Annotated in this window: 21 protein-coding genes; 18 read left to right on the top strand and 3 right to left on the bottom strand. The window is 66.3% G+C overall.

The genetic code is table 11. The features are described 5' to 3' along the window. Nucleotides 1-8: 8 nt before the first annotated feature. From atpE to KTR40_RS11640, 10 genes are all read left to right on the top strand, one after another. Nucleotides 9-212, top strand: coding sequence for an ATP synthase F0 subunit C (gene atpE / locus KTR40_RS11685; protein ID WP_009356484.1), 204 nt, complete (start codon nt 9-11; stop codon nt 210-212). A gap of 52 nt (nt 213-264) precedes the next feature. After that, entirely contained in the window at nt 265-816 is a 552-nt protein-coding gene (locus KTR40_RS11680; RefSeq protein WP_139029626.1) for a F0F1 ATP synthase subunit B, read from the top strand. Beyond that, complete coding sequence (locus tag KTR40_RS11675) at nt 816-1,643, top strand: F0F1 ATP synthase subunit delta (RefSeq protein WP_228403844.1); 828 nt, start codon at nt 816-818, stop codon at nt 1,641-1,643. The genes KTR40_RS11680 and KTR40_RS11675 overlap by 1 nt, the downstream gene beginning before the upstream one ends. 79 nt (nt 1,644-1,722) lie before the next feature. Then, on the top strand, nt 1,723-3,360 hold the full coding sequence (gene atpA, locus KTR40_RS11670; protein WP_139029624.1) for a F0F1 ATP synthase subunit alpha: 1,638 nt from the start codon (nt 1,723-1,725) through the stop codon (nt 3,358-3,360). 72 nt (nt 3,361-3,432) lie between these two features. Next, nucleotides 3,433-4,323: a F0F1 ATP synthase subunit gamma gene (locus KTR40_RS11665; RefSeq protein WP_139029623.1), complete on the top strand. Its 891-nt coding sequence runs from the start codon at nt 3,433-3,435 to the stop codon at nt 4,321-4,323. An 83-nt stretch (nt 4,324-4,406) separates the two neighbouring features. Continuing rightward, nucleotides 4,407-5,861: a F0F1 ATP synthase subunit beta gene (gene atpD, locus KTR40_RS11660; protein WP_139029622.1), complete on the top strand. Its 1,455-nt coding sequence runs from the start codon at nt 4,407-4,409 to the stop codon at nt 5,859-5,861. Between the two features lies 1 nt (nt 5,862). Beyond that, nucleotides 5,863-6,147: a F0F1 ATP synthase subunit epsilon gene (locus KTR40_RS11655; protein WP_013601509.1), complete on the top strand. Its 285-nt coding sequence runs from the start codon at nt 5,863-5,865 to the stop codon at nt 6,145-6,147. A 10-nt stretch (nt 6,148-6,157) separates the two neighbouring features. Next, nucleotides 6,158-6,586 (top strand): DUF2550 domain-containing protein, encoded by a 429-nt coding sequence (locus KTR40_RS11650; protein WP_228403842.1) that lies wholly within the window; start codon nt 6,158-6,160, stop codon nt 6,584-6,586. 5 nt (nt 6,587-6,591) lie between these two features. Further along, nucleotides 6,592-7,902, top strand: a complete 1,311-nt coding sequence (locus KTR40_RS11645; protein ID WP_228406116.1) for an alpha/beta hydrolase family protein — start codon at nt 6,592-6,594, stop codon at nt 7,900-7,902. Then, on the top strand, nt 7,899-10,481 hold the full coding sequence (locus tag KTR40_RS11640; protein WP_228403840.1) for a bifunctional lysylphosphatidylglycerol flippase/synthetase MprF: 2,583 nt from the start codon (nt 7,899-7,901) through the stop codon (nt 10,479-10,481). The genes KTR40_RS11645 and KTR40_RS11640 overlap by 4 nt, the downstream gene beginning before the upstream one ends. 87 nt (nt 10,482-10,568) lie before the next feature. On the opposite strand, the gene KTR40_RS11635 is transcribed toward KTR40_RS11640, so the two are convergent. Then, entirely contained in the window at nt 10,569-10,772 is a 204-nt protein-coding gene (locus KTR40_RS11635; RefSeq protein WP_011692441.1) for a cold-shock protein, read from the bottom strand. A 301-nt stretch (nt 10,773-11,073) separates the two neighbouring features. After that, a complete protein-coding gene (gene nucS, locus KTR40_RS11630; protein ID WP_139029619.1) occupies nt 11,074-11,769 on the bottom strand; it encodes an endonuclease NucS in 696 nt (231 codons plus the stop codon). A 115-nt stretch (nt 11,770-11,884) separates the two neighbouring features. On the opposite strand from nucS, the gene KTR40_RS11625 reads away from it, so the two are divergent. Continuing rightward, the gene (locus KTR40_RS11625; RefSeq protein WP_228403838.1) at nt 11,885-12,241 is read left to right on the top strand and encodes an ATP/GTP-binding protein; all 357 of its coding nucleotides are present in this window, start codon (nt 11,885-11,887) and stop codon (nt 12,239-12,241) included. Between the two features lie 44 nt (nt 12,242-12,285). Further along, the gene (locus tag KTR40_RS11620) at nt 12,286-13,086 is read left to right on the top strand and encodes an alpha/beta hydrolase (protein ID WP_228403837.1); all 801 of its coding nucleotides are present in this window, start codon (nt 12,286-12,288) and stop codon (nt 13,084-13,086) included. 48 nt (nt 13,087-13,134) lie between these two features. On the opposite strand, the gene KTR40_RS11615 is transcribed toward KTR40_RS11620, so the two are convergent. Then, a complete protein-coding gene (locus KTR40_RS11615) occupies nt 13,135-14,445 on the bottom strand; it encodes an AI-2E family transporter (protein ID WP_228403835.1) in 1,311 nt (436 codons plus the stop codon). Between the two features lie 191 nt (nt 14,446-14,636). Here KTR40_RS11615 and KTR40_RS11610 point away from each other — a divergent pair, with 191 nt between their 5' ends. From KTR40_RS11610 to nagB, 6 genes are all read left to right on the top strand, one after another. Continuing rightward, nucleotides 14,637-16,340, top strand: coding sequence for a hypothetical protein (locus KTR40_RS11610; protein WP_228403833.1), 1,704 nt, complete (start codon nt 14,637-14,639; stop codon nt 16,338-16,340). 53 nt (nt 16,341-16,393) lie between these two features. Then, nucleotides 16,394-17,401 (top strand): tetratricopeptide repeat protein, encoded by a 1,008-nt coding sequence (locus KTR40_RS11605; protein WP_139029615.1) that lies wholly within the window; start codon nt 16,394-16,396, stop codon nt 17,399-17,401. After that, a complete protein-coding gene (locus tag KTR40_RS11600; RefSeq protein ID WP_228403830.1) occupies nt 17,401-18,498 on the top strand; it encodes an NADH:flavin oxidoreductase/NADH oxidase in 1,098 nt (365 codons plus the stop codon). Before KTR40_RS11605 ends, KTR40_RS11600 begins: the two co-directional genes overlap by 1 nt. A 146-nt stretch (nt 18,499-18,644) precedes the next feature. Further along, the gene (locus KTR40_RS11595) at nt 18,645-19,463 is read left to right on the top strand and encodes an ABC transporter ATP-binding protein (protein WP_139029613.1); all 819 of its coding nucleotides are present in this window, start codon (nt 18,645-18,647) and stop codon (nt 19,461-19,463) included. After that, nucleotides 19,445-21,016 carry a transporter gene (locus KTR40_RS11590; protein ID WP_228403828.1) on the top strand — a complete coding sequence of 524 codons (1,572 nt, stop codon included), beginning with the start codon at nt 19,445-19,447 and terminating at the stop codon, nt 21,014-21,016. The genes KTR40_RS11595 and KTR40_RS11590 overlap by 19 nt, the downstream gene beginning before the upstream one ends. Nucleotides 21,017-21,035: 19 nt before the next feature. After that, on the top strand, nt 21,036-21,818 hold the full coding sequence (nagB, locus tag KTR40_RS11585) for a glucosamine-6-phosphate deaminase (RefSeq protein WP_228403826.1): 783 nt from the start codon (nt 21,036-21,038) through the stop codon (nt 21,816-21,818). Nucleotides 21,819-21,896 lie beyond the last annotated feature (78 nt).

The following is a 21,896-nucleotide window of genomic DNA, read 5'->3' as shown; positions in this document are numbered from 1 at the left end:
GAATAAAAATGGAAGGCAATCTCAACCTCGTAGGTTACGGTCTGTCCGCAATCGGCGGTGGTATCGGTGTTGGCCTCGTATTCGCTGCCTACATCAACGGCGTTGCACGCCAGCCGGAAGCACAGCGCGTCCTGCAGCCGATCGCGTTCCTCGGCCTTGCGCTGACCGAAGCCCTCGCCATCCTCGGCCTGGTCTTCGCCTTCGTTCTCTAGTCCTTAGAACGAAGCGATCTTACAGAACCGAGTAGAAAAGGACGGGTGAAATATGAATCAGCTGATCATCTCAGCCGCCACTGAGGGCGAAGTCAACCCCCTGATGCCCAACATCTGGGAAATGGGCGTTGTCCTCGTGGGCTTTGCCATCCTCATGTTCATCGTGGTCAAGTTCGTTGTCCCGATGTTCGAAAAGACCTTCGCCGAGCGTGCCGAGGCCATTGAAGGCGGCATTGCAAAGGCTGAAAAGGCCCAGGCTGAGGCGTCTGCTGCACTCGAAGAGTACAAGCAGCAGCTGACCGACGCCCGCACCGAAGCCAACCGCATCCGTGAGGAAGCCCGCGCCGAAGGTGCCCAGATCCTCGCGGATCTCAAGGAGAAGGCAGCTGCAGAGTCTGCCCGCATCACGGCGCAGGCTCACGCACAGATCGAATCCGAGCGCCAGGCGGCCGTTGTGTCCCTGCGTTCCGAGGTCGGCACCCTGGCCACCACCCTGGCGGGCCGGATTGTCGGCGAAGCGCTCAACGACGATGAGCGTGCAGCACGGGTCGTGGACCGTTTCCTGGCAGATCTGGAGACCCAGAACGCAGGTGCGGCTAAGTAATGGCAGGCGTATCGAGCGAATCGCTGGCAACAGCACTGGCGGAGTTGGAAGCAAAACTTCCTACGGCGTCGCTGCAGCTGGCAAAGGAACTCTTCGGAATTCTGGGAATGGTGGACAGCTCGGCTGGCTTGCGCCGCGCCCTGACTGACCCGTCCCGCAACGGTGACGAAAAGTCGGCGCTGGTCAGGCAGCTGGTTGGCGGGAAAGTCTCCGCTGATGCTGCAGAGATCGCGGGCGGACTGGCCAGCTTGCGCTGGGCAACGGCCCGTGACATCGGCGATGCACTCGAGACTCTTGCCGCAACGGTGGTCATTTCCGTTGCTGAAAACAAGTCGGCCGTTTCTGCCTCCGGAATCACTGGCCTGGAAGAGCTGGAGAACGATCTGTTCTCCTTCAACCAGGCTGTTGCCTCCAGCCACGAGGTACAACGTGCTCTGTCCGAACCACAGGCCAGTGGTGCGGCGAAGACCGCACTCGCCCTGAAGCTGGTGCCGGCCGCAAGTGAGGAAGCCAAAGTCCTCATCTCGCAGGCCGTCACCCAGCCCCGCGGCATCAAGCCCACGCGGCTGGTTCAGCGGTTCGCCGAACTGGCGGCCAAACGGCAGCAGCGCTGGATTGCAACGGTCAGCGTGACCCGTCCACTGACGCAGACTCAGCTTGAACGCCTTCAGGCGGGCCTGAATGCCATGTACGGACGGGAATTGAAGGTCAACCTCAACGTTGACCCGTCACTTATTGGCGGCATCCGCGTCCAGGTTGGTGACGAAGTGCTCGACGCTTCGGTCCTCACCAGGCTGGGCCAATTGCAGCGCCAGCTGGCCGGCTAGCCGGACAAGCACAACCCAACTGATAGAAACCCCGGTCACCGGCAACGGTGATCACAAAACAGGAGAGCAGGGACTGCAGATGGCCGAATTGACCATCAACGCCGACGACGTCCGTATTGCGCTGAACGAGTTCGCGGCGTCCTACGAACCCGGAAACGCAGAGCGCGTAGAGGTCGGCCGCGTAACCACCGCTAGTGACGGCATCGCCCGTGTTGAGGGCCTTCCCTCGGTCATGGCGAACGAGCTGCTTCGCTTTGAGGACGGCACGCTGGGCCTTGCCCAGAACCTCGACGTCCGCGAAATCGGCGTCATCATCCTCGGCGACTTCACCGGCATCGAAGAAGGCCAGGAAGTGCACCGCACCGGACAGGTTCTGTCCGTTCCCGTGGGCGACGCCTTCCTCGGCCGCGTTGTCGACCCGCTGGGCGTGCCCATCGACGACCTCGGCGAGATCAAGGCCGAGACCACCCGCGCCCTGGAGCTGCAGGCTCCCGGCGTGACCCAGCGCAAGTCGGTGCACGAGCCGATGCAGACCGGACTCAAGGCAATCGACGCCATGATCCCGATCGGCCGCGGACAGCGCCAGCTCATTATTGGCGACCGCCAGACCGGCAAGTCCGCGATCGCGATCGACACCATCATCAACCAGAAGGCCAACTGGGCTTCTGGCGACGTGACCAAGCAGGTCCGCTGCATCTACGTGGCAATCGGGCAGAAGGCGTCCACCATCGCCGCCATCCGCCAGACCCTCGAGGACAACGGCGCGCTGGAGTACACCACCATCGTGGCGTCCCCTGCCTCCGACCCCGCGGGCTTCAAGTACCTGGCACCGTATGCAGGTTCGGCCATCGGCCAGCACTGGATGTACGGCGGCAAGCACGTCCTCATCGTGTTTGATGACCTCTCCAAGCAGGCTGAGGCCTACCGTGCAGTGTCGCTGCTGCTGCGCCGCCCGCCGGGACGCGAAGCCTACCCGGGCGACGTCTTCTACCTGCACTCCCGCCTGCTTGAGCGTTGTGCAAAGCTCTCCGACGAACTGGGTGCCGGCTCCATGACGGGCCTGCCGCTGATCGAGACCAAGGCGAACGACGTTTCCGCCTACATCCCGACCAACGTCATCTCCATCACCGACGGCCAGATCTTCCTCCAGTCGGACCTCTTCAACGCCAACCAGCGCCCCGCTGTCGACGTGGGTGTGTCCGTTTCCCGCGTGGGCGGTGCCGCACAGGTGAAGTCCATGAAGAAGGTCTCCGGTACGTTGAAGCTGGACCTGGCCCAGTACCGCGACATGCAGGCATTCGCCATGTTCGCCTCGGACCTGGACGCCGCATCCCGCCAGCAGCTGACCCGTGGCGCCCGCCTGATGGAACTGCTGAAGCAGGGCCAGTACTCACCGTTCCCGGTGGAGAACCAGGTTGTGTCCATCTGGGCCGGCACCAACGGCTACCTGGACGACGTTCCGGTTGAGGACATCAGCCGCTTCGAGTCCGAGTTCCTGGAGCACCTGGCGCACAAGTCCTCGATCCTGACCACGCTGGCCCAGACCAACGTGCTGGACGACGACACCGTTGCAGCCCTGAAGTCCGCCATCGTGGACTTCAAGAAGGGTTTCTTCGGCGAGGGCGACAACCACTTGGTAGGCGCCGGCCACGAGGAGCATGAAGCCATCTCCGAGGGCGAAGTCGACCAGGAAAAAATCGTCAAGCAGAAGCGCTAGTTCCGCTGACTGGATGTGCCGGGCCCAAGGGCCCGGCGCATCCGGTCTAAGGAATGTTAGGAAAGGATAAGTATGGGAGCCCAGATTCGGGTCTACCGCCAGAAGATCAGCTCGACCACGTCGATGCGCAAGATCTTCAAGGCGATGGAACTGATCGCTACCTCGCGCATCGGCAAGGCCCGTGCGCGCGTAGCAGCTTCACTGCCTTACGCGAACGCGATCACGCGCGCCGTTTCTGCTGTCGCAAGCCAAAGCGAAATCGACCACCCGCTGACCACTGAGCCGGAGCAGATCCGCCGTGCCGCAGTCCTGGTAATCACCTCGGACCGTGGCCTGGCTGGATCGTACTCGGCGAGCGTGCTCAAGCAGGTGGAAGGTCTCAACGAGCTGCTCCACGCTGAAGGCAAGGAAGTCAAGACGTACCTCGTCGGACGCAAGGCGCAGGCCTACTACGAATTCCGGAACCGTGAGTATTCACGCGTCTGGACCGGAGGCACCGACGCGCCTGAGTTCGCCACCGCCCGTGAAATCGGCGAGGCGCTGCTGACGGATTTCGCAACTGACTATGAAGAGGGCGGCGTGGACGAGATCCACGTGGTGTACACCCGCTTCAAGTCCATGGTTACCCAGGAGCCCACGGTCATCCGCCTGCTTCCGTTGGAAGTAGTGGAAGAGCAGGCCGCTTCTGAATCGGACCTCTTGCCGCTGTACGAGTTCGAGCCGGAAACCGAGCAGGTCCTTGACGCCCTGCTGCCGCGCTACATCGAGTCACGCATCTTCGCGGCCATGCTGCAGGCTGCGGCTTCGGAGCTTGCTGCACGCCAGCGTGCCATGAAGTCCGCAGGCGACAATGCCACGGACCTCATCAAGAAGTACACGCGTCTGCGCAACACGGCCCGCCAGGCTGAAATTACGCAGGAGCTTTCCGAGATTGTTGCCGGCGCCGACGCCCTCGCGTCCTAGCCAGCAGCAGCCCGGATTCCGCTGGACCTGCACCACCACAGATAAACTTAAACCCACGCCATCTACTGAGTGAAGTGAGAGAGATGACTGCCACTGCTACCGAACACGTAGCCGCAACGTCCGGTGCCACCGGCCGCATTGCGCGCGTAATCGGCCCGGTTGTCGACGTCGAATTCCCGGCTGACGCAATCCCGTCCATCTACAACGCACTCACCACCGAGATCACTCTCAACGGTGAGACCAAGACCATCACGTTCGAGACCTCCCAGCACCTGGGTGACAACCTCGTCCGCGCCATCTCCCTGCAGGCAACCGACGGACTCGTCCGCGGCACGTCCGTAGTGGACAGCGGTGCCCCCATCTCCGTACCGGTTGGCGACGGCGTCAAGGGCCACATCTTCAACGTCCTGGGCCAGCCCCTGGACGTTGCCGAGTCGGAACTGAACATCAGCGAACGGTGGCCCATCCACCGCAAGGCACCGAGCTTCGCCTCGCTCGAAGGCTCCACCGAGATGCTGGAAACCGGCATCAAGGTCATCGACCTCCTCACCCCGTACATCAAGGGTGGAAAGATCGGCCTGTTCGGCGGCGCCGGCGTGGGCAAGACCGTCCTGATCCAGGAAATGATCACCCGTGTTGCCCGCAACTTCGGTGGTACCTCGGTATTCGCCGGCGTGGGTGAGCGCACCCGTGAAGGCAACGACCTCTGGGTTGAAATGGAAGAGGCAGGCGTCCTCAAGGACACCGCCCTTGTATTCGGCCAGATGGACGAGCCGCCGGGAACGCGCCTTCGCGTGGCCCTGTCCGCGCTGACCATGGCGGAGTACTTCCGCGATGTCCAGAACCAGGACGTGCTGCTCTTCATCGACAACATCTTCCGCTTCACGCAGGCAGGTTCCGAGGTTTCCACCCTCCTCGGCCGCATGCCTTCCGCAGTGGGCTACCAGCCCAACCTGGCTGACGAGATGGGCCTCCTGCAGGAGCGCATCACGTCCACCAAGGGCCACTCCATCACCTCGATGCAGGCCATCTACGTCCCCGCGGATGACTACACCGACCCGGCTCCGGCAACCACCTTCGCGCACCTGGATGCGACCACGGAACTTTCCCGTGAAATCGCCTCCCGTGGCCTGTACCCGGCAGTTGATCCGCTGACGTCCACCTCCCGCATCCTGGATCCCCAGTACATCGGCAAGGACCACTACAACACGGCTGTCCGTGTGAAGCAGATCCTGCAGAAGAACAAGGAACTCCAGGACATCATCGCCATCCTCGGCGTTGACGAGCTCTCCGAAGAGGACAAGATCGTCGTGTCGCGTGCACGCCGCATCCAGCAGTTCCTCTCGCAGAACACCTACACCGCCAAGCAGTTCACGGGCGTCGAAGGCTCCACGGTTTCCATCAAGGACACCGTCGAAGGCTTCTCCGCCATCTGCGACGGCGAGCTCGACCACATCGCAGAGCAGGCGTTCTTCAACGTCGGCGGCCTGGATGACGTAGAGCGCCAGTGGGCCAAGATCCAGGAACAGACCAAGTAATATGGCTGAGCTTGAGGTTGAGATTGTCGCAGCGGACCACTTCGTGTGGTCCGGAGCGGCCAAGATGGTCAAGGCCCGCACCAGCGATGGTGAAATCGGAATCCTGCCCGGCCACTCGCCCCTGCTGGCGATCCTGGCCGAGGGTGAACTGGCCATCCAGCCGGTTTCGGGAGACCGGATTGCGGTAGACGTCGACGGCGGGTTCTTCTCCGTGGACAACAACCGCGTGGTCATCGTTGCTGACAACGCCCATCTGGGCGGCTCGGCTACCGCTGGGATCCGCTAGCATCACCTTGATGGACGCACTGGGTCTGTTCATCGCCTTGGCAGTCGTTTTTGGATTGCTGATTTTTGCACTGTGCCTTTCGGGGGTGCGCCGCTTCAATCTGCGGCGTGCCCTCGGCACGGTGGACGCCTCCATTTGCATGGCTGGAAACAGTTGGCAGATGGGGGTTTGTCGTTATCAGGAAAACGACCTTGAATGGTTCCGGCTGCTCTCCCTCAGCGTGCGGCCCAAGCACAAGTTCAAGCGGCACTCCCTTGAACTGCTCGGCCGGCGGAAGCCCACGGAGGCCGAGGCCGTCAAGGTGCAGCCCGACGTCGTCATTGTTGAACTGCGGTACGAAGGCCAGGACCTGCGCCTCGCCATGAAGTTCGACGCGTATACGGGACTCTCATCCTGGCTGGAAGCCGGCCCGGTCATCGGCATTGGTACTTGGCGCTAGCCAACGTGGACTGGTTCTTCGACATCCGGCTCATCGACGGGCCGGTATATTGGGCTTCCCTCGCCCTCGGGGCGGCGGGCGCCGCCTACCTGCTGCTGCCTCCGTCCGCGCTGGCCAGGCGGACCTGGCTGCTGAAAGTCATCGCCGCCACAGCCGCCGCCTTCGCCCTGGTTGCATCTGTCCACTGGGCACTCATCAACGTCTTCTCCGTCTTCCCGGAAAACATTCCGGACACCGTCCTCCTGTGGGTGGTGCCCGGCGTTGCCGCCCTGCTCCTGCTCCTGCTGAGGATGCCCCGGAACACGTGGCGCCGCGGCGCGGCCGGCCTCGTGGCAGCCCTTTTGGTGGCGGCCCTTTCGGCAGTGCAAATCAACGCCTATTTTGGCCTCCACAAGACGGTCAGCGACCTCTTCGGCGCAGCACTCGCGCGGATCCCCACGCTGGAGCAGGAGTTGATGCGCCAGCCGGGACAGTCCGACGGCGTCGCCCTCCGCGGGTGGGTGCCGCAGGGGGACGTCCCTGCCGAAGGCGAGCTGCGGAAGGCTTTTATCCCCGGTGATAAGTCCGGGATGAACGTCCGGGACGCCTATATCTACCTGCCGCCCGCCTACTTTGCGCAAAACCGCCCGGCCCTGCCGGTGCTGGTCCTGGTGGCAGGCCAGCCTGGTGGTCCCGCTGACTGGCTGACCGGAGGCCAGCTCCAGTCCCATCTGGACTCCTATGCCGCCGCGCATGGGGGAGTGGCGCCCGTGGTGGTGGTTCCCGACGCCAACGGTTCGCAGTCCGCCAACACCATGTGCATGGACAGCCGGATAGCCCACGCGGACACCTACCTGTCGGAGGACGTGCCGAATTGGATAAAGTCCACCCTCGCGGTGGACACCAACCACAGCCGGTGGGCCGCCGGCGGATTCTCCTTCGGCGGAACGTGCGCCCTGCAGCTCGGAACCAGGCATCCGGACCTGTTTCCCGCCGTCCTGTCCTTCTCCGGCGAGGCAGAGCCGGCAATCGCCAAGGAACGCCAAAAGACCATTGACGCCTCCTTTCCCGGAGACCCCGAAGCCTTCAACCGGCAGACACCCCTGGCCATCATGAAGGAGCAGCGGTTCGACGGCAGCGGCCTGTACTTGACAGCTGGCCAGGACGACCCCGAATTCGTCGCCTACCTCCGCACTTTGGCGGCAGCAGCCACAGAGGCGGGCTTCACCGTGCGCGCCCATGAGGTGGAGCATACCGGGCACTCCTGGGACACTTCCTCGAAGCGGATTGCCGACGCCCTGGACTTCCTGGCAGAGCGGTGGGGGACGGCCGGATGAGCGCCGAGAAGCAGGTCCGCACAGCTGCCCTTGCCTGGTCCACAGTGGGGCGGCCCGCGCTGCAGCAGGCCATGGAGGCCCTGAAATCCCTGCCCTTCACGCTGACCGTGCTCGGAATCTTCCTCGCAGCGGGGGCAGTGACCGGAAGCTTCGCGGCCGGCCCGCCGGAACGGCTGCTCTGGCTTGCCGGAGTGAGCGGCCCGGGCCTCCGTGACGGCAACTGGTGGTCGCTCTTTACCAGCATGTTCTTCGCCACCAACCCTCTGGCCTACCTGGCCGCATCGCTGATGATTGTCCTGCTCCTCGGCCTGGCCGAACGCAAGCTGGGCACCCGTGCAGCGATCGCACTCCTGCTGGGAGGCCAGTTTGCTGCCGTCACGCTGTTCCTGCTGGCAACCCAGCTCGCCGGTTACGCGCAGGACGGCTGGCTGGACAGGATGGCCGATGACATCCTGATCGGTCCCTACGCGCCGTTGCTCACCGCAGGGCTTGCCGGCAGCGCCCGGCTGCCGGTCCTCTGGCAGCGCCGGCTGCGGACAGCATCCCTGTCCGTTTCCCTCCTGCTGGTCCTCTACGTGGGACACGCCGAAACCGTCCTCGGCCTCCTGGGGGCAATTCTGGGGCTGGTTGCCGGCTGGTGGATCCAGGGGGACCAGGGCCAACTGCACCGGCATCGCTCAACCGGGCGCGAAACCAGGAACCTCCTGGCCCTCACGGTGGCCGTCTTCGCTGTCGGTCCAATCCTGACCGGGATCGCGCGGGCGCCCACGGGACCGCTGGCACTCCTGCGCGACATGGTGCTGAACCCGATCCCGACGCTGGGGCAGCTGACGCTCAACTGCGGCAGCACGGTGGAGGCTTCCTGCCTCGAGGCCGGCCGTGCGGGTTTTGCAGGGCCGCTGGGCCTGGCCCTGGCAGTGGTCCCGGTGGCCCTGCTGCTGATCTGCGCGGACGGAATGCGGCGCGGCCGGCGGCTGGCCGTGAACATTGCCATTGTCATCCAGCTCGCCGTGACAGCCCTGGCGGCCGTCTACCTCGCCCTGTTCGCGTTGGTGCCTGCCCGCGTGGTGGGCCCGAAGGCGGGGGCGATGGGCTCTGCTTTTGCCCACGTCCTTCCGCTGGTTGTGGTGCCGCTGCTGCTGGCGCTGGTTCTTTGGCTCAACCGGCGGCAGTTCCGGGTGCAGACGGCGCCGTCAGCCCGGCGGTTGCTTGCAGCCGTGGTGGGCGGGTCGTGGCTCGTCCTGGCAGCTTCGTATGCCGTTGCCTGGTTCTGGGCGGGAGGACTGGCGCGCGACGGCGGCGTGCTGGGCCTCCTGGCCGAGCTGGCCAGGCAGTATGTCCCCGTGCCCATCCCGCAGCAGTACCACCGCATCTTTGCTGAGCGCAACGCAGTGGAGTCCGTGCTCTTTGCCTATTCGGGGCCGGTGTTCTGGGTCATCGCGCTGGCGGCCGTGTGGTGGGTGCTCCTGGGCAAGGCCCGCGGGACGGACTCCGGTGCGGAGGACCGGGAACGGGCGCGGGCATTGCTGCGCCAGGGCGGCGGCCCGCTCTCCTGGATGGCGCTGTGGGAACCGAACAGCTACTGGTTCAGTCCTGACGGCAAGGGTGCCGTTGCCTTCCAGCAGCACGGCAGCGTTGCCCTGACCCTCGGTGGCGCTTTCGGGCCCAGCGATGCCCAGCAGGCCGTGACCGAAGGGTTCCTGGCGTACTGCCGGGGGCATGCCATGATTCCGGCGCTGTACTCGTGCGATGACTCGGTATGGCCTGCCTTGAAGGAACGCGGGTTTTCCCGGGTTGCAGTTGCACAGGAGACACGCCTGCCGATCCGCCAGCTTGAGTTCAAGGGGAAGGAATGGCAGAACGTCCGGACAGCCCTTAACCGGGCTGCGAAGCTGGGCGTGCACGCCGTGTGGGGCCCCTACCACTCACTGCCGGCGGCCCTCCGGTCCAGGCTGAGCGAGGTTTCCGAGGAGTGGGCGGCAGGGAAGTCCGTCCCCGAGATGGGCTTCACCCTGGGCGGCGTGGATGAGCTTGAGGACGACGAGGTGCTGTGCTGCCTCGCCGTGGATGAGGGCGGGACTGTCCATGGGGTTACCAGTTGGCTTCCCGTGTACGACGGCGGGCGGCTGGTCAGCCGCACGCTGGACGTGATGCGCCGCGGCAGCGAGGGTTTTCCCGGGGTGATGGAGTTCCTTATCGCCTCCGCGGTGCTGGAGCTGCGCGGATCCGTGGAGGTCATCTCCCTGTCCGGGTCCCCGCTGGCCAGCCGTCCCGCAGACCAGGCAGGAAGCCAGGCGGATGGTTGGGACGACGGGGCGGGCGAAGGGGAAGGCGCCCAGGCGGGGCCGGAGAACCTGGTGCGGATCCTGGACCTGGTGGGGCACGCACTGGAGCCTGTCTACGGATTCCGGTCTCTGGCGGCATTCAAGTCCAGGTTCAAGCCCGAGTACCGGGCGCTCTACCTCTACTACCAGGACCCGCTTCACCTGCCGGCCATCGGCCGGGCCCTGACCCGCGCCTACCTGCCAGGGCTTTCCCTGCCGCAGGGCGCCCGACTGGTCCGCAAACTGGTGAAATGAATTCGGGTAATAACAACAATGGTCCCCGGCATTTATGCCGGGGACCAGTGTTTCGCTGCCGGCCGCAGCAGCGGCCGGAATGCGGGACTAGACCAGCGTTACGCCGGTAGCCTGGGGACCCTTGGCACCCTGGCCGATTTCGAACTGAACGCGCTGGTTCTCGTCGAGGGTCTTGAAGCCGCCGGTCTGGATTTCGGAGTAGTGGACAAAAACGTCCCCGTCCGAGTCATCCGGGGTAATGAAGCCGAAGCCCTTTTCAGCGTTGAACCACTTGACGGTTCCCTGTGCCATTTATTTCTCCTCATTATGGAACTTATTAAGATCGGCACACCTCGTGCCGGCCTTGGTCACTCCGCGAGAAGAATCCTGAATTACCGTCCCGGAAAGGGATTCGGCGCTGCAGGAGCTTCGCGCTCGCAACATGTCTTGCGAGCATGAAAAACACCTACACAAAGACTGAGACAAGAATTTCATGCCCGTTCCCGCAGGTCAACGGTTTGCGCGGCGAAACGGACAAATTTTCGGCAAAAAACAGGTTAATGCGCATGTCAGGGGCTTATTCAAGCAGGGTTTGAACGCCGCGGCGCGGGCGTCAGAAAAGCCGGGATTCGCTATCGTCAACGCCGCGCATGGCGTCGTAGTCGAGGGTCACGCAGTCGATCCCGCGGTCGTTGGCGAGGACCTTTGCCTGCGGCTTGATTTGCTGGGCCGCAAAGATCCCGCGGACCGGGGCCAGCAGGGGGTCGCGGTTGAGTAGTTCGAGGTAGCGCGTCAACTGCTCCACGCCGTCGATATCACCGCGGCGCTTCAGCTCAATGGCCACCGTGGCGCCCTGGGCGTCGCGCGCCAGGATGTCCACCGGGCCGATCGCCGTGAAGTACTCCCGGCGAATGAGGGAGTAGCCGGTTCCGAGTGTTTCGATCTGCTCCGCCAGGAGCCGCTGCAGGTCCGCTTCCACCCCGTCCTTGATCAGGCCGGGGTCCACGCCGAGGTCGTGGGAGGACTCATCGAGTTTTTCGTGGATGTTGATGATCAGCCGGTCGTCGGTCTTGGCCGACTGCACGGTCCACTGCTCCACCACCCCGAGTTCGAGGTCCACCTCCTCCGGGGAGGAAACCCGGAGCGTCGCCGGCGGGCTCATCCAGTTGAGCGGTTTGTAGGATCCGCCGTCTGAATGGACCAGGACGGAGCCGTCGGCCTTCACCAGCAGGAGCCTGGTGGCCAGCGGGAGATGGGCTTTAAGCCGGCCAACGTAATCAACGGAGCATCGGGCTATGACAAGTCGCACGCCGTACAGACTACCGTCTGCAGGGTGCGGGCTCCGCCGCTGGTCCCCCTGCCACGGCGGGTGCCGCAGGCCGGCCCAGGAGCTAAGCGGCCAGCCGCTGGGGCAGAATGGATGCATGCCGCGCTCCAACCGTCCCCGACGTCCCGTTTCCGGAAAGGGTACCGGGTCCGGAAGGGCGGGCGCCGGAAAGAAGGGCAGCCAGGACGTCCCCGAACTCGACCTCGAACGGGCACGTGCCGGCATCGCGCGGCGGGAGAGCGCGCCCGACGGCGAATGGATGGTCCGCACCATGACGGCCCGGAATGCCGAGAAAACCTATATCTGCCCTGAATGCTCCACTGCGGTGCTGCCCGGCGTGGCCCACCTGGTGGTCTGGAAGGATGACCACCTGTTCGGGGCCGCCGCCGGCCTGGCGGAGCGGCGGCACTGGCACACCAACTGCTGGATGTCGCGCAGTTACCGCTACCGCTAGCGGCAGCGGGCAAAGACGCGTCCGCTGTCGCTAAGCTGGCAGGCATGACTTTTGATCCGGCGTCGTACGAATTCCGCCAGCCCGCAGGGCCCACCCCCATCCGCGCCTCCACGGTGCTGCCGGCCCGGCGCGAGAACGTTGAGCTGCACACGGAGGACGGCCACGTCCTGGTGGGGGAGCTGGCGCTGCCGGAATCCGGCCCCGTGAAGGCCACCCTGATCACCCTTCATCCGCTTCCAACCCACGGCGGATTCATGGACTCGCACGTTTACCGCAAGGCGTCCTACCGCCTGCCGGCGCTTGCCGGGGTTGCGGTGCTCCGCTTCAACACGCGGGGCACCGGCTCGCCCCGCGGAACCAGCAGCGGCGCGTTCGAAGAAGGCATCGGGGAGCGCCATGACATTGAGGCCTCGGTCCGCTTCGCCGTGGAACGGGGCCTGCCCAACCGCTGGCTCGTGGGGTGGTCCTTTGGCACGGAGCTTGCCCTGATGTACGGCGCGGTGGAGCCAGTGGCGTCCCAGATCGAGGGCGCGGTCCTGCTCTCGCCCCCGCTGCACCGCGCAACGGACGAACACCTGCGCCTGTGGGCGGAATCCGGGAAGCCGCTCACGGTACTGGTCCCGGAGCACGACGACTTCCTCAAGCCGGACGAAGCCGCCGCCCGGTTCAGCCTGGTTCCGCAGGCCCGCGTGGTGGGGGTGGACGGCGCCAAGCACCTGTGGGTGGGGGAGAAGTACGCCTCCCGCGTGCTCAACGAGATAGTGGATGACGTCACCGAGGCAGGATCGGGCGCTGCCGGGCTGCCGCACGAATGGAGCGGGCCGGCGGCTACGGCCCCGGCCTAGGGAGCGGCAGCCTCGGCTCGGAGCGAAGGGCCCGCCGGCGCGGCCGGCTTAGTGCTGGTCCTGCCTGACGATGTAGATCTCCCTGACCAGCAGCAGGACGGCAGCAGCCGTGGGGATGGCGATCAGTGCGCCGAGCACGCCCAGCAGGCTGCCGCCGGCAATGACGGAAATCACGGCGACGGCGCCGGGGACCGCCACGGCTTTCTGCATGATGCGCGGCGAGATGAAGTAGGCCTCGAACTGCAGGTAGGCGAAGTAGCAGATCCCGTAGACCGCCGCCACCTGCCAGCCCTCGGTGAGCGAGACCAGCAGCACCACGATGCCCGCGATCATGCCGCCCACCAGCGGGATGAAGGCGAGCAGGGCCACCACAAAGGCCAGCAGCAGGGCGAAGGGGATGCCCACGATGGTCATCACGATGAAGGCGAAGGTCGCGTTCAGGAGGGCAACCACCGCCTGGCCGATCACGTAGTTGCCCACCGAGCGGGTGATTTCCTCGGACAGGGCTTCAACGCGGTGCCGCCGGGAGCGCGGCGCCAGCCGGTAGCCCCACTTCTTCATCGCGGGCAGGGCGGCGAGGAAGTAGAGGCTCAGCACCAGGACAATCAGGGTGCCGAAGAGGCCGTTGGCCACGGTGGAACCAAAGCCCACCACGCCTCCGAAGATTCCGCCCATCGCGGCAGGATCGTTCACGAACTTCTCCAGTTCCTCCGTGACCCGGTCGCGCACGCCGAACTGGTCGTCCAGGCTGCGGAAAAAGTCGGAGTCGATGAAGTCCCGGATCCACACTGGTGCCTGCTCGACGATCTGGGTGACCTGCTCCACGATGGTGGGAATGAGGGTGGCAAAAAATCCGACGACGGCGCTCACCAGCACCGTGACGGACACCAGGATTCCGGCGGGGCGGGGGATCTTCCGGCTTTCCAGCCAGCTGACCACAGGTTCCAGCCCCAGCGCGATGAACAGCGCCGCCACAATCCACAGCAGCAGCTGGGTGGTGTTGGAGCCAATCCAGTAGACCAGCAGGGCAAGTCCGACGCCCACCGTCCCCATGAAACCCATGTAAAGGGGATGCTGCGGCGAGATCCGGGGGCCTGGGCTGCCAAACTGCGGCTGCGTGGTGCTGTCCTGTGCTGCCTCTTCCCCGTTCTGGCGGGAGTACTCCGGCGGCATTTCGAACCGAAGCCGGGGCTGGGCACCCGGCAGCGGCTGGCGCAGGCGGTGGAGCAGCAGCCCGAGTGCGGCCGCCGCGGGCCTCTTCCGGCGGGCAGCTGCAGTAACCTGCGGAGCGGCTGCCGGCGGCTGCCCACCCCCCGGGTTCTCTGGCGCCGCGGAGGATTCGTCCGTCTTGTCAGTCACTGGTTTTAAGGGCCTGTTCCGTAGGTGGCACCGCGTCCGCGGGCCGGTGTGATGATCATCGCAAACACTATCAGCAGCCTTGTCAACAGCAGCGGAACAGCCCGGCTGCAGGTGCGCTGGAGGTCCCCCGGGAAGCCCCGATCCGGGCCTTCCATAACAAAACGGATACTATTGATAGGAAACCCCCGCTGATGATAGGTGTTCCCTTGCGTTTAAAGACTGCAGTCGCACTCGTGCTGCTCGGCCTCCTGACACTTCTGGCCGGCATCGGCCAGAGAACCATCTGGGCCCCCGCCGAGACTTTTACGGCAACCGCTCCGGCGGATGCTGCCGAAGCGCCGCTGACCGTGATCGACCAAAAGCTGCGCACCCTTCACGGCGGGACCGTCAAGATCACCATTGAGGGCGACGGTAACTTCCTCCTGGCAGCAGGCCGGCCGGACGACGTGGACGCGTGGGTGGGCCAGACTGCGCACAACACCATCACCGGCGTCTCCGCGGACGAGAAGTCGCTGCAGGTTGAACACGCCGACGGCGAAGCCACCGCACCCAACCCCGCCGGCTCGGACCTGTGGGTTTCCACCGAGAACGCGAGCAGCGAGCTTGAGTACTCGTGGACCGCGCCGGCGGACGGTGACTGGACCCTCCTGCTCGCCTCGGACGGAACCAAGCCCGCGCCGGCCACCATTTCCATGACGTTCCCCAATGACACGTCCACGCCCTGGGCCATCCCGCTGATCGTTCTCGGCTCGCTGCTGATCCTGGGCGGAATCGCCCTTGCCCTGATCTCCGCCCGCAAGCGCAACGGCGAAGGGGACGGCAAGGGCAGCGGCTTTGCACAGCGCGCCCGGGCCCGCAAAGAGGCAGGGTCCTCCCGGGTCACCATGGCGGCCGCCGGCATGGTGGCTGTTGCAGTCGTGGCCGGAACCGGTGCCGCCGCAAGCGCCACCTCGCCGGCGCCTTCCGCGGACCCGTCTGCCGCTGCTTCGCCTGCCGCGCAGGAGCAGTCCGGTTCACCCGTGCTGCTGGATGCCCAGTTCCGCAGGATCCTGGAGCAGGTCTCCAGTGCCGTTGACGCCGGCGATGCCGCAAAGGATGCGGCCAAACTCGCGGACCGCGTGGGTGGCACCGAGCTTGAAGTCCGCACCCAGAACTACAAGATCCGCTCCCAGGTGGGCTCCTACGAGCCACGCATGCCGGTCCGCTCCACCAAGCTGCTCACCACGGTGGTGACCAGCGACCGTGAGTGGCCGCGGTCCGTCATGGCCGTGACCCAGGGCGACGGCAACGTGGTGCCCCAGCTGCTGACGCTGGTGCAGCCCTCTCCCCGAGAGAACTACAAGCTGGTGGAAACCAACCCGCTGCAGCCCGGAACCACCTTCCCCACCATCAACCGGGACGGTACGGAGACCCTGGCTGCCGGCGATAAGACCGGCCTGCTCTACAGCGGCGAAGAAGCCATGTCCGGCCTTGCCGACCGCCTGACCTCCGCTGATTCCGCCTACAAGGACAAGCTCGTGGAAGGGGAGTCCTCGCCGTACATTGCGGACACCCTGTCCTACCAGGCCGAGGTGGTGAAGGCCGGCGAGAACGGCAACTTCTCCTTCACCCACAAGGTGGCTCCCGAAAACACCGTTGTGTTCCGGACGGCAGACGGCGGCGCCCTGGTCCTGGGCAGGATCAATTTCGGCTTCGAGGGAACCCCCAAGGCCTCGGGTGACAAGCTCACCATCGGTGACGATGCCGCAGCCCTGGCCGGCGGCAAGGAAACCACCACCGGCATGGTCCTGAGCTTCGCCGAGTCCGTGGCCGTGTACGTGCCGCCGGCAGGGTCCACCGACCCGATGAAGCTCGTCGCTGCGACCCGCGGCCTGACAGGGGCAAGCTTCAAGTAACCCCGGTTCCCGCAGTAGCCCCGGCAGCGGCCGGAGTGGCTAGAGTGGAAAGCATGAGTTCGCCAGCTTCCCGCCCAGTCCCTCCTGCCGCTGCCAACCTGCTTAACCTGCGCGGCGCCGTCGACCTTTCCACGCTGAAGCAACGCCCGGCGTCCCCCGCCGGGACCGGAACGCCCCAGCCCGCCGCACCCGGTGGCGCCGCGGGAGCGGCCCCCGGCGCCCCCGGCTCGGCCCCCAACGCTCCGGAACTGAAAGTCAACGTCACCGAAGGCAACTTCCAGCAGTTGGTGGAGCTGTCCGCGCAGGTGCCGGTTGTTTTTGCGCTGTGGGCCTCCTACTCGCCCGAGTCCGCAACCATGCTGGACGTCCTGGAGCGGGTGGTGGCAAGCTACGGCGGCCGCCTGGTCCTCGGTGCCGCTGACATCGAGGCGTTCCCGCAGCTGGCCCAGGCCTTCCAGGTGCAGGCCGTGCCCACCGCGGTGGCCGTCCTCAAGGGCCAGCCCGTACCGCTCTTCCAGGGCGGCGCAGACGAACAGCAGGTCCGGAGCCTCTTCGACGAACTGCTGAAGGTGGCGGCGGCGAACGGCGTGACCGGCAGCCTGGGCGCCGGTGCCGATGAAGACGACAGCCCCGCGCCCCTGCCGCCGCTGCACCAGGCAGCCTATGACGCCATCGAGGCGGAGGACTACGCCGCCGCAGCGGAGGCGTACCGCCAGGCGCTGGCCGCGATGCCCGCGGACCACGAGGCGAAGGCCGGCCTGGCCCAGGTGGAGCTGATGGCGAGGCTGCAGCCGCTGTCCGCGCAGGACAGCGAAGCCCTGCGGGCGCTGGCAGCCAACGAGCCGGACAACCTTGAGGCGCAGCTGGGCGTGGCGGACCTGGACGTGGCAGGCGGCCACGTGGAGGATGCCCTGAACCGGCTGGTCACTTTTATCGGCAGGAACTTCGGCCCGGAACGTGAAACCGCCCGCGTCCGCCTGCTGGAGCTGTTCGACGTGGTGGGCGCCTCCGACGAACGGGTGGCCAAGGCACGCCAGGCGCTCGCGCGGGTCCTTTTCTAGTGTCGGCGCTGTTCCAGCCGCTGCAGCTCCGGGGGCTGGAGCTGCAGCACCGGGGCTGGGTTTCGCCCATGTGCCAGTACAGCTGCGATCCCGACGACGCCCCCGGGGTGCCGAATGACTGGCACCTGATGCACCTGGGGTCCTTCGCCGCCGGCGGCGCAGCGCTGATCCTCACCGAGGCTGCCGCCGTCAACGCCGCGGGCAGGATCAGCCCCCGGGATGCCGGCCTGTACAACGACGCGCAGGCCGAAGCCTGGCAGCGGATCACGTCCTTCGTGCACCGGCACGGCCCGGCAGACGCCAAGATCGGCGTGCAGTTGGCCCATGCCGGCAGGAAGGCCTCCACGTACTGGCCCTTTTCCGGCAGGCAGGGCAGCGTGCCGGAGTCCGACGGCGGCTGGGCCACCGTGGGCCCCTCGGCGTCGGCCTTTGACGGCTATGCCGTTCCCGCCGCCATGACAGAGGAACAGATCCAGGGGGTGGTGGGCGACTTCGCCGCCGCCGCCGGGCGTGCGGTGGACGCAGGCTTTGACACCATGGAAATCCACGGCGCCCACGGGTACCTGCTGCACCAGTTCCAAAGCCCGCTGATCAACACCCGCAATGACCAGTGGGGCGGGAACGAAGCCGGCAGGAACCGCCTGATGCTCGCAGTAGTGGACGCAGTCCGGGCAGTCATCCCGGAATCCATGCCGCTGCTGTTGAGGATCTCAGCCAGTGACTGGGCAGAAGGCGGTGTGGACCTGGCCGCCTCCGTGCGCCTGGCCCGGCAGGCCGCTGACCACGGGGTGGACCTCATTGACGTTTCCAGCGGGGGTGCCGTGGCCCATCAGCAGATCAAGGCCGGCCCCGGCTACCAGACCGGTTTCTCCGCCGCCATCCGCAAGGAAGCCGGAGTGGCCACCGGGACCGTCGGCCTGCTGACCTCGGCCGGACAGGCTGAACACGCCGTTGCCACCGGACAGGCTGACGGCGTCCTCATTGCCAGGGCAGCGCTGCGCGACCCGCACTGGTGGCTGCGGGCCGCCTTTGAACTGGGCCACGACATTGCATGGCCGCCGCAATACGAACGCGCCGTTCCGCGGCGTTCCTTCTGATGTCCGGTTCCAGGGCGGCCCGCCCGTAGCAGGAAGGCGCCACACCTGGAAGGCACTGCAGCTGGAGGGCAGTACAGCATAAGGCGGCCCCACTTACTGCCCCGCGGGAGGGCCCGGAGGGGTGGGCTGAGGGCTACGCTGGCTTCATGACTGCTCCGCAACCCGGCCCCGTGCAGCCACCGGGCCCGGCACCCCATCCCGGCCCGGAACACCTGCCTGCCCTGTCCATCAGGGGCCTGGCCAAGCGCTTCGGCGGCAAAATCGCCGTCGACGGCCTCAGCCTCGACGTGCCGGCAGGTTCCTTCTACGGGATTGTGGGCCCCAACGGCGCCGGCAAGACCACCACGCTGTCCATGGCCACCGGCCTGCTGCGGCCGGACTTTGGAACAGCGGTGGTCCACGGCGTGGACGTATGGCAGCGGCCGCTGGAAGCCAAACGGCTGATGGGTATCCTGCCGGACGGGGTGCGGCTGTTCGACAGGCTGACCGGAGAGCAGCTGATCACTTACGCCGGGCTGCTGCGGGGAATGGACAAGGATGTTGTGGCCTCCCGCGTAGCGGACCTGCTCGCGGCCATGGACCTGCAGGATGACGCCGGGACGCTGGTGGTGGACTACTCCGCCGGCATGACCAAGAAGGTGGCGCTGGCCTCCGCCCTGATCCACGCGCCCAGGCTCCTGGTCCTGGATGAACCCTTCGAGGCAGTGGACCCCATCTCCGCGGCCAACATCCGCTCCATCCTGGACAGCTACGTCGCCTCCGGGGGCACCGTTATCGTGTCCAGCCACGTCATGGACCTGGTCCAGCGGATGTGCGACCACGTGGCAGTGGTGGCCACCGGCCGCCTCCTGGCCGCGGGAACCGTGGACGAGGTCCGCGCCGGAGCAACGCTTGAGGACCGGTTCGTCCAGCTGGTTGGCGGCCGCAGCCACACGGAGGGGCTGGAATGGTTGCGCACCTTCTGAGGCTCAAGCTCACCCTGCTGCGCAACGGCCTGCGGCGCAGCCCCTGGCAGCTGGTGGGCATGGCCTTCGCCGGACTCTATGCTCTCGGCCTGGTGGCGACGCTGGTGGTGGTCCTGGTCCTGCTGCGGAACGCGCCGCACGAACTCGCCTACGCCGCCGTGGTGCTGGGCGGATCCGCTGCCATCCTGGGCTGGGGGATTGTGCCGGTGGTGGCGTCCGCGACCGACATGACCCTGGACCCCGCACGCTTCACAACCTTCGCCATCCCCGTGAAGCAGATGCTCGCAGGGCTGGCATTGGGCGGACTGATCGGAATTCCCGGAGTGGCCACCTCCCTCGTTGCCCTGGCAACAGTGGTGACGTGGTCCCGGGCCGTCCTTCCCGCGCTCGCCGCCTTTGCCGGAGCAGTGCTGGGGGTGCTGACCTGCGTGGTCATCGCCAAGGTGGTCACAACCGCTACGGCCAGCCTGGCGGCGTCACGGCGCTTCAAGGACGTCAGCGCCATCGCGTTCATGGTGCCCCTGGTCCTGATGGGACCCATCGTGGCCGGAGTGGGCCAGGGCATCTCCTCGTCCGCAGGGTTCCTTCCCGGCTTTGCCCGGGCGCTGTCCTGGACACCGCTCGGAGCCCCGTGGTCCATTGCCGGCGATGCCGCCGCTGGCCAGCCAGGCAAGGCAGCATTGAAACTGCTCCTTTCCACGGCAACACTTGCCGCCCTGGCGTGGGCCTGGAAGCTGCTGCTGGAGCGCGCGCTGGTGACCCCTCCCTATGCGGGCGGCGGGAAGCGGAAGGCCGGCAAGCTGGGGCTGCTGGGGGTCCTGCCGCCGGTCCCCGCCGGCGCGGTGATGGCCAGGTGCCTCACGTACTGGTTCCGGGACCCGCGGTACTCGGGCTCCCTGGTGGTGATCCCGCTGCTTCCCGTGGTGCTGCTGTTCCAGGGCAGCCAGACCGGGGAATACAGCAGCCTGGCTTCCCTCGCCCCGCTGTCCGCATTCATCCTCGCCTGGTCCATCTCTGCCGACGTGTCCTACGACAGCACCGCCTTCGCCCTGCACCTGGCCACGGGCGTCCGGGGCGTGGCGGACCGGCTGGGCCGCGCCTTGGCCTGCCTGGCGTTCGCGCTGCCCGTCGTGCTCGTGTTTGCCGTGGGCTACTCCGCTCTCACCGGGAAGTGGGATGCCCTGCCCGGCCAGCTGGGCCTGAGCCTGGGCGTCCTGTTCACCGGGCTGGGCCTGTCCTCGGTGGTCTCCGCACGGTACACCGTGGCCGTTCCGCTGCCGGGCGACAGCCCGTTCAAGAAACCGCCCGGCAACGTGGGGCAGACCCTCGCGGTGCAGTTCGGCGGCCTGCTGGTCCTGATGGCCCTGGTCCTGCCCGAGGCCGTCCTCATGATTGCCCAGCTGGTCACCGGCAACAGCCTCTTCGGCTGGATCAACCTCGCCGCAGGGACTGTTCTGGGGCTGGGCCTGTTCGTGGCAGGAGTCCGGCTGGGCGGAAAATGGCTGGATGCCCGTGGCCCCGAGCTCCTGGCACAGGTGGCCGTCAACCGCTGAAAACTTCGGAAGGAACAGCATGGAAGTAGTCATCCTCAACGGCACCAAGCAGATCGGTAAACTCGCCGCTGACGCCATCGAGGAACTCCTGCGGCGCAAGCCGGGCGCCGTCCTGGGCCTGGCCACGGGCTCGTCCCCGCTGCCCGTCTACGATGAGCTGGCCGCGCGGCACGGGCGGGAAGGCTTGGACTTCAGCCGGGCGCAGGGATTTGCCCTGGACGAATACGTTGGCCTCCCTGCCGGCCATCCCGAGTCCTATCGGGAAGTCATCCGGCGCGAGTTCACCAGCCGGGTGAACATCGCCCCGGAAAACGTCCACAGCCCGGACGGCACAGCCGCGGACATCCCGGCCGCGTGCCTCGCCTACGAGGAAGCCATCGCCGCCGCCGGCGGAATCGACCTGCAGCTCCTGGGGGTGGGTACGGACGGCCACATCGCGTTCAACGAGCCCGGGTCCTCCTTCGCCTCCCGGACCCGCATCAAGAGCCTCATCGAGCAGACACGCCGGGACAACGCCCGGTTCTTCAGCAGCCTGGCCGAGGTCCCGCACCATGTCCTGACCCAGGGCCTCGGAACCATCATGGACGCGCGGCACGTCATCCTGCTGGCAACGGGCGCGCGGAAGGCCCAGGCGGTCCGGGACTTCGTGGAGGGCCCCGTCTCGGCCATCTGCCCGGCGTCGATCCTCCAGTTCCATCCGCACGCCACCGTCCTCCTGGACGAGGCAGCCGCCTCGGCCCTGAAGCTGGCGGATTTCTACCGCCACACCTATGACAACAAGCCCGCCTGGCAGGGCCTCTGACCGCGTGCTGACGGCCGGTGACCAGCCAGGGTGCCGCGGGGAAAAGTACGACGGCGGCCGGTTCCGGGCGGCGCGGCG

Origin of the sequence: Pseudarthrobacter sp. L1SW, from assembly GCF_020809045.1 — a bacterium.
Lineage (GTDB): Bacteria > Actinomycetota > Actinomycetes > Actinomycetales > Micrococcaceae > Arthrobacter.
This window is presented reverse-complemented; position numbering and strand designations above follow the sequence as displayed.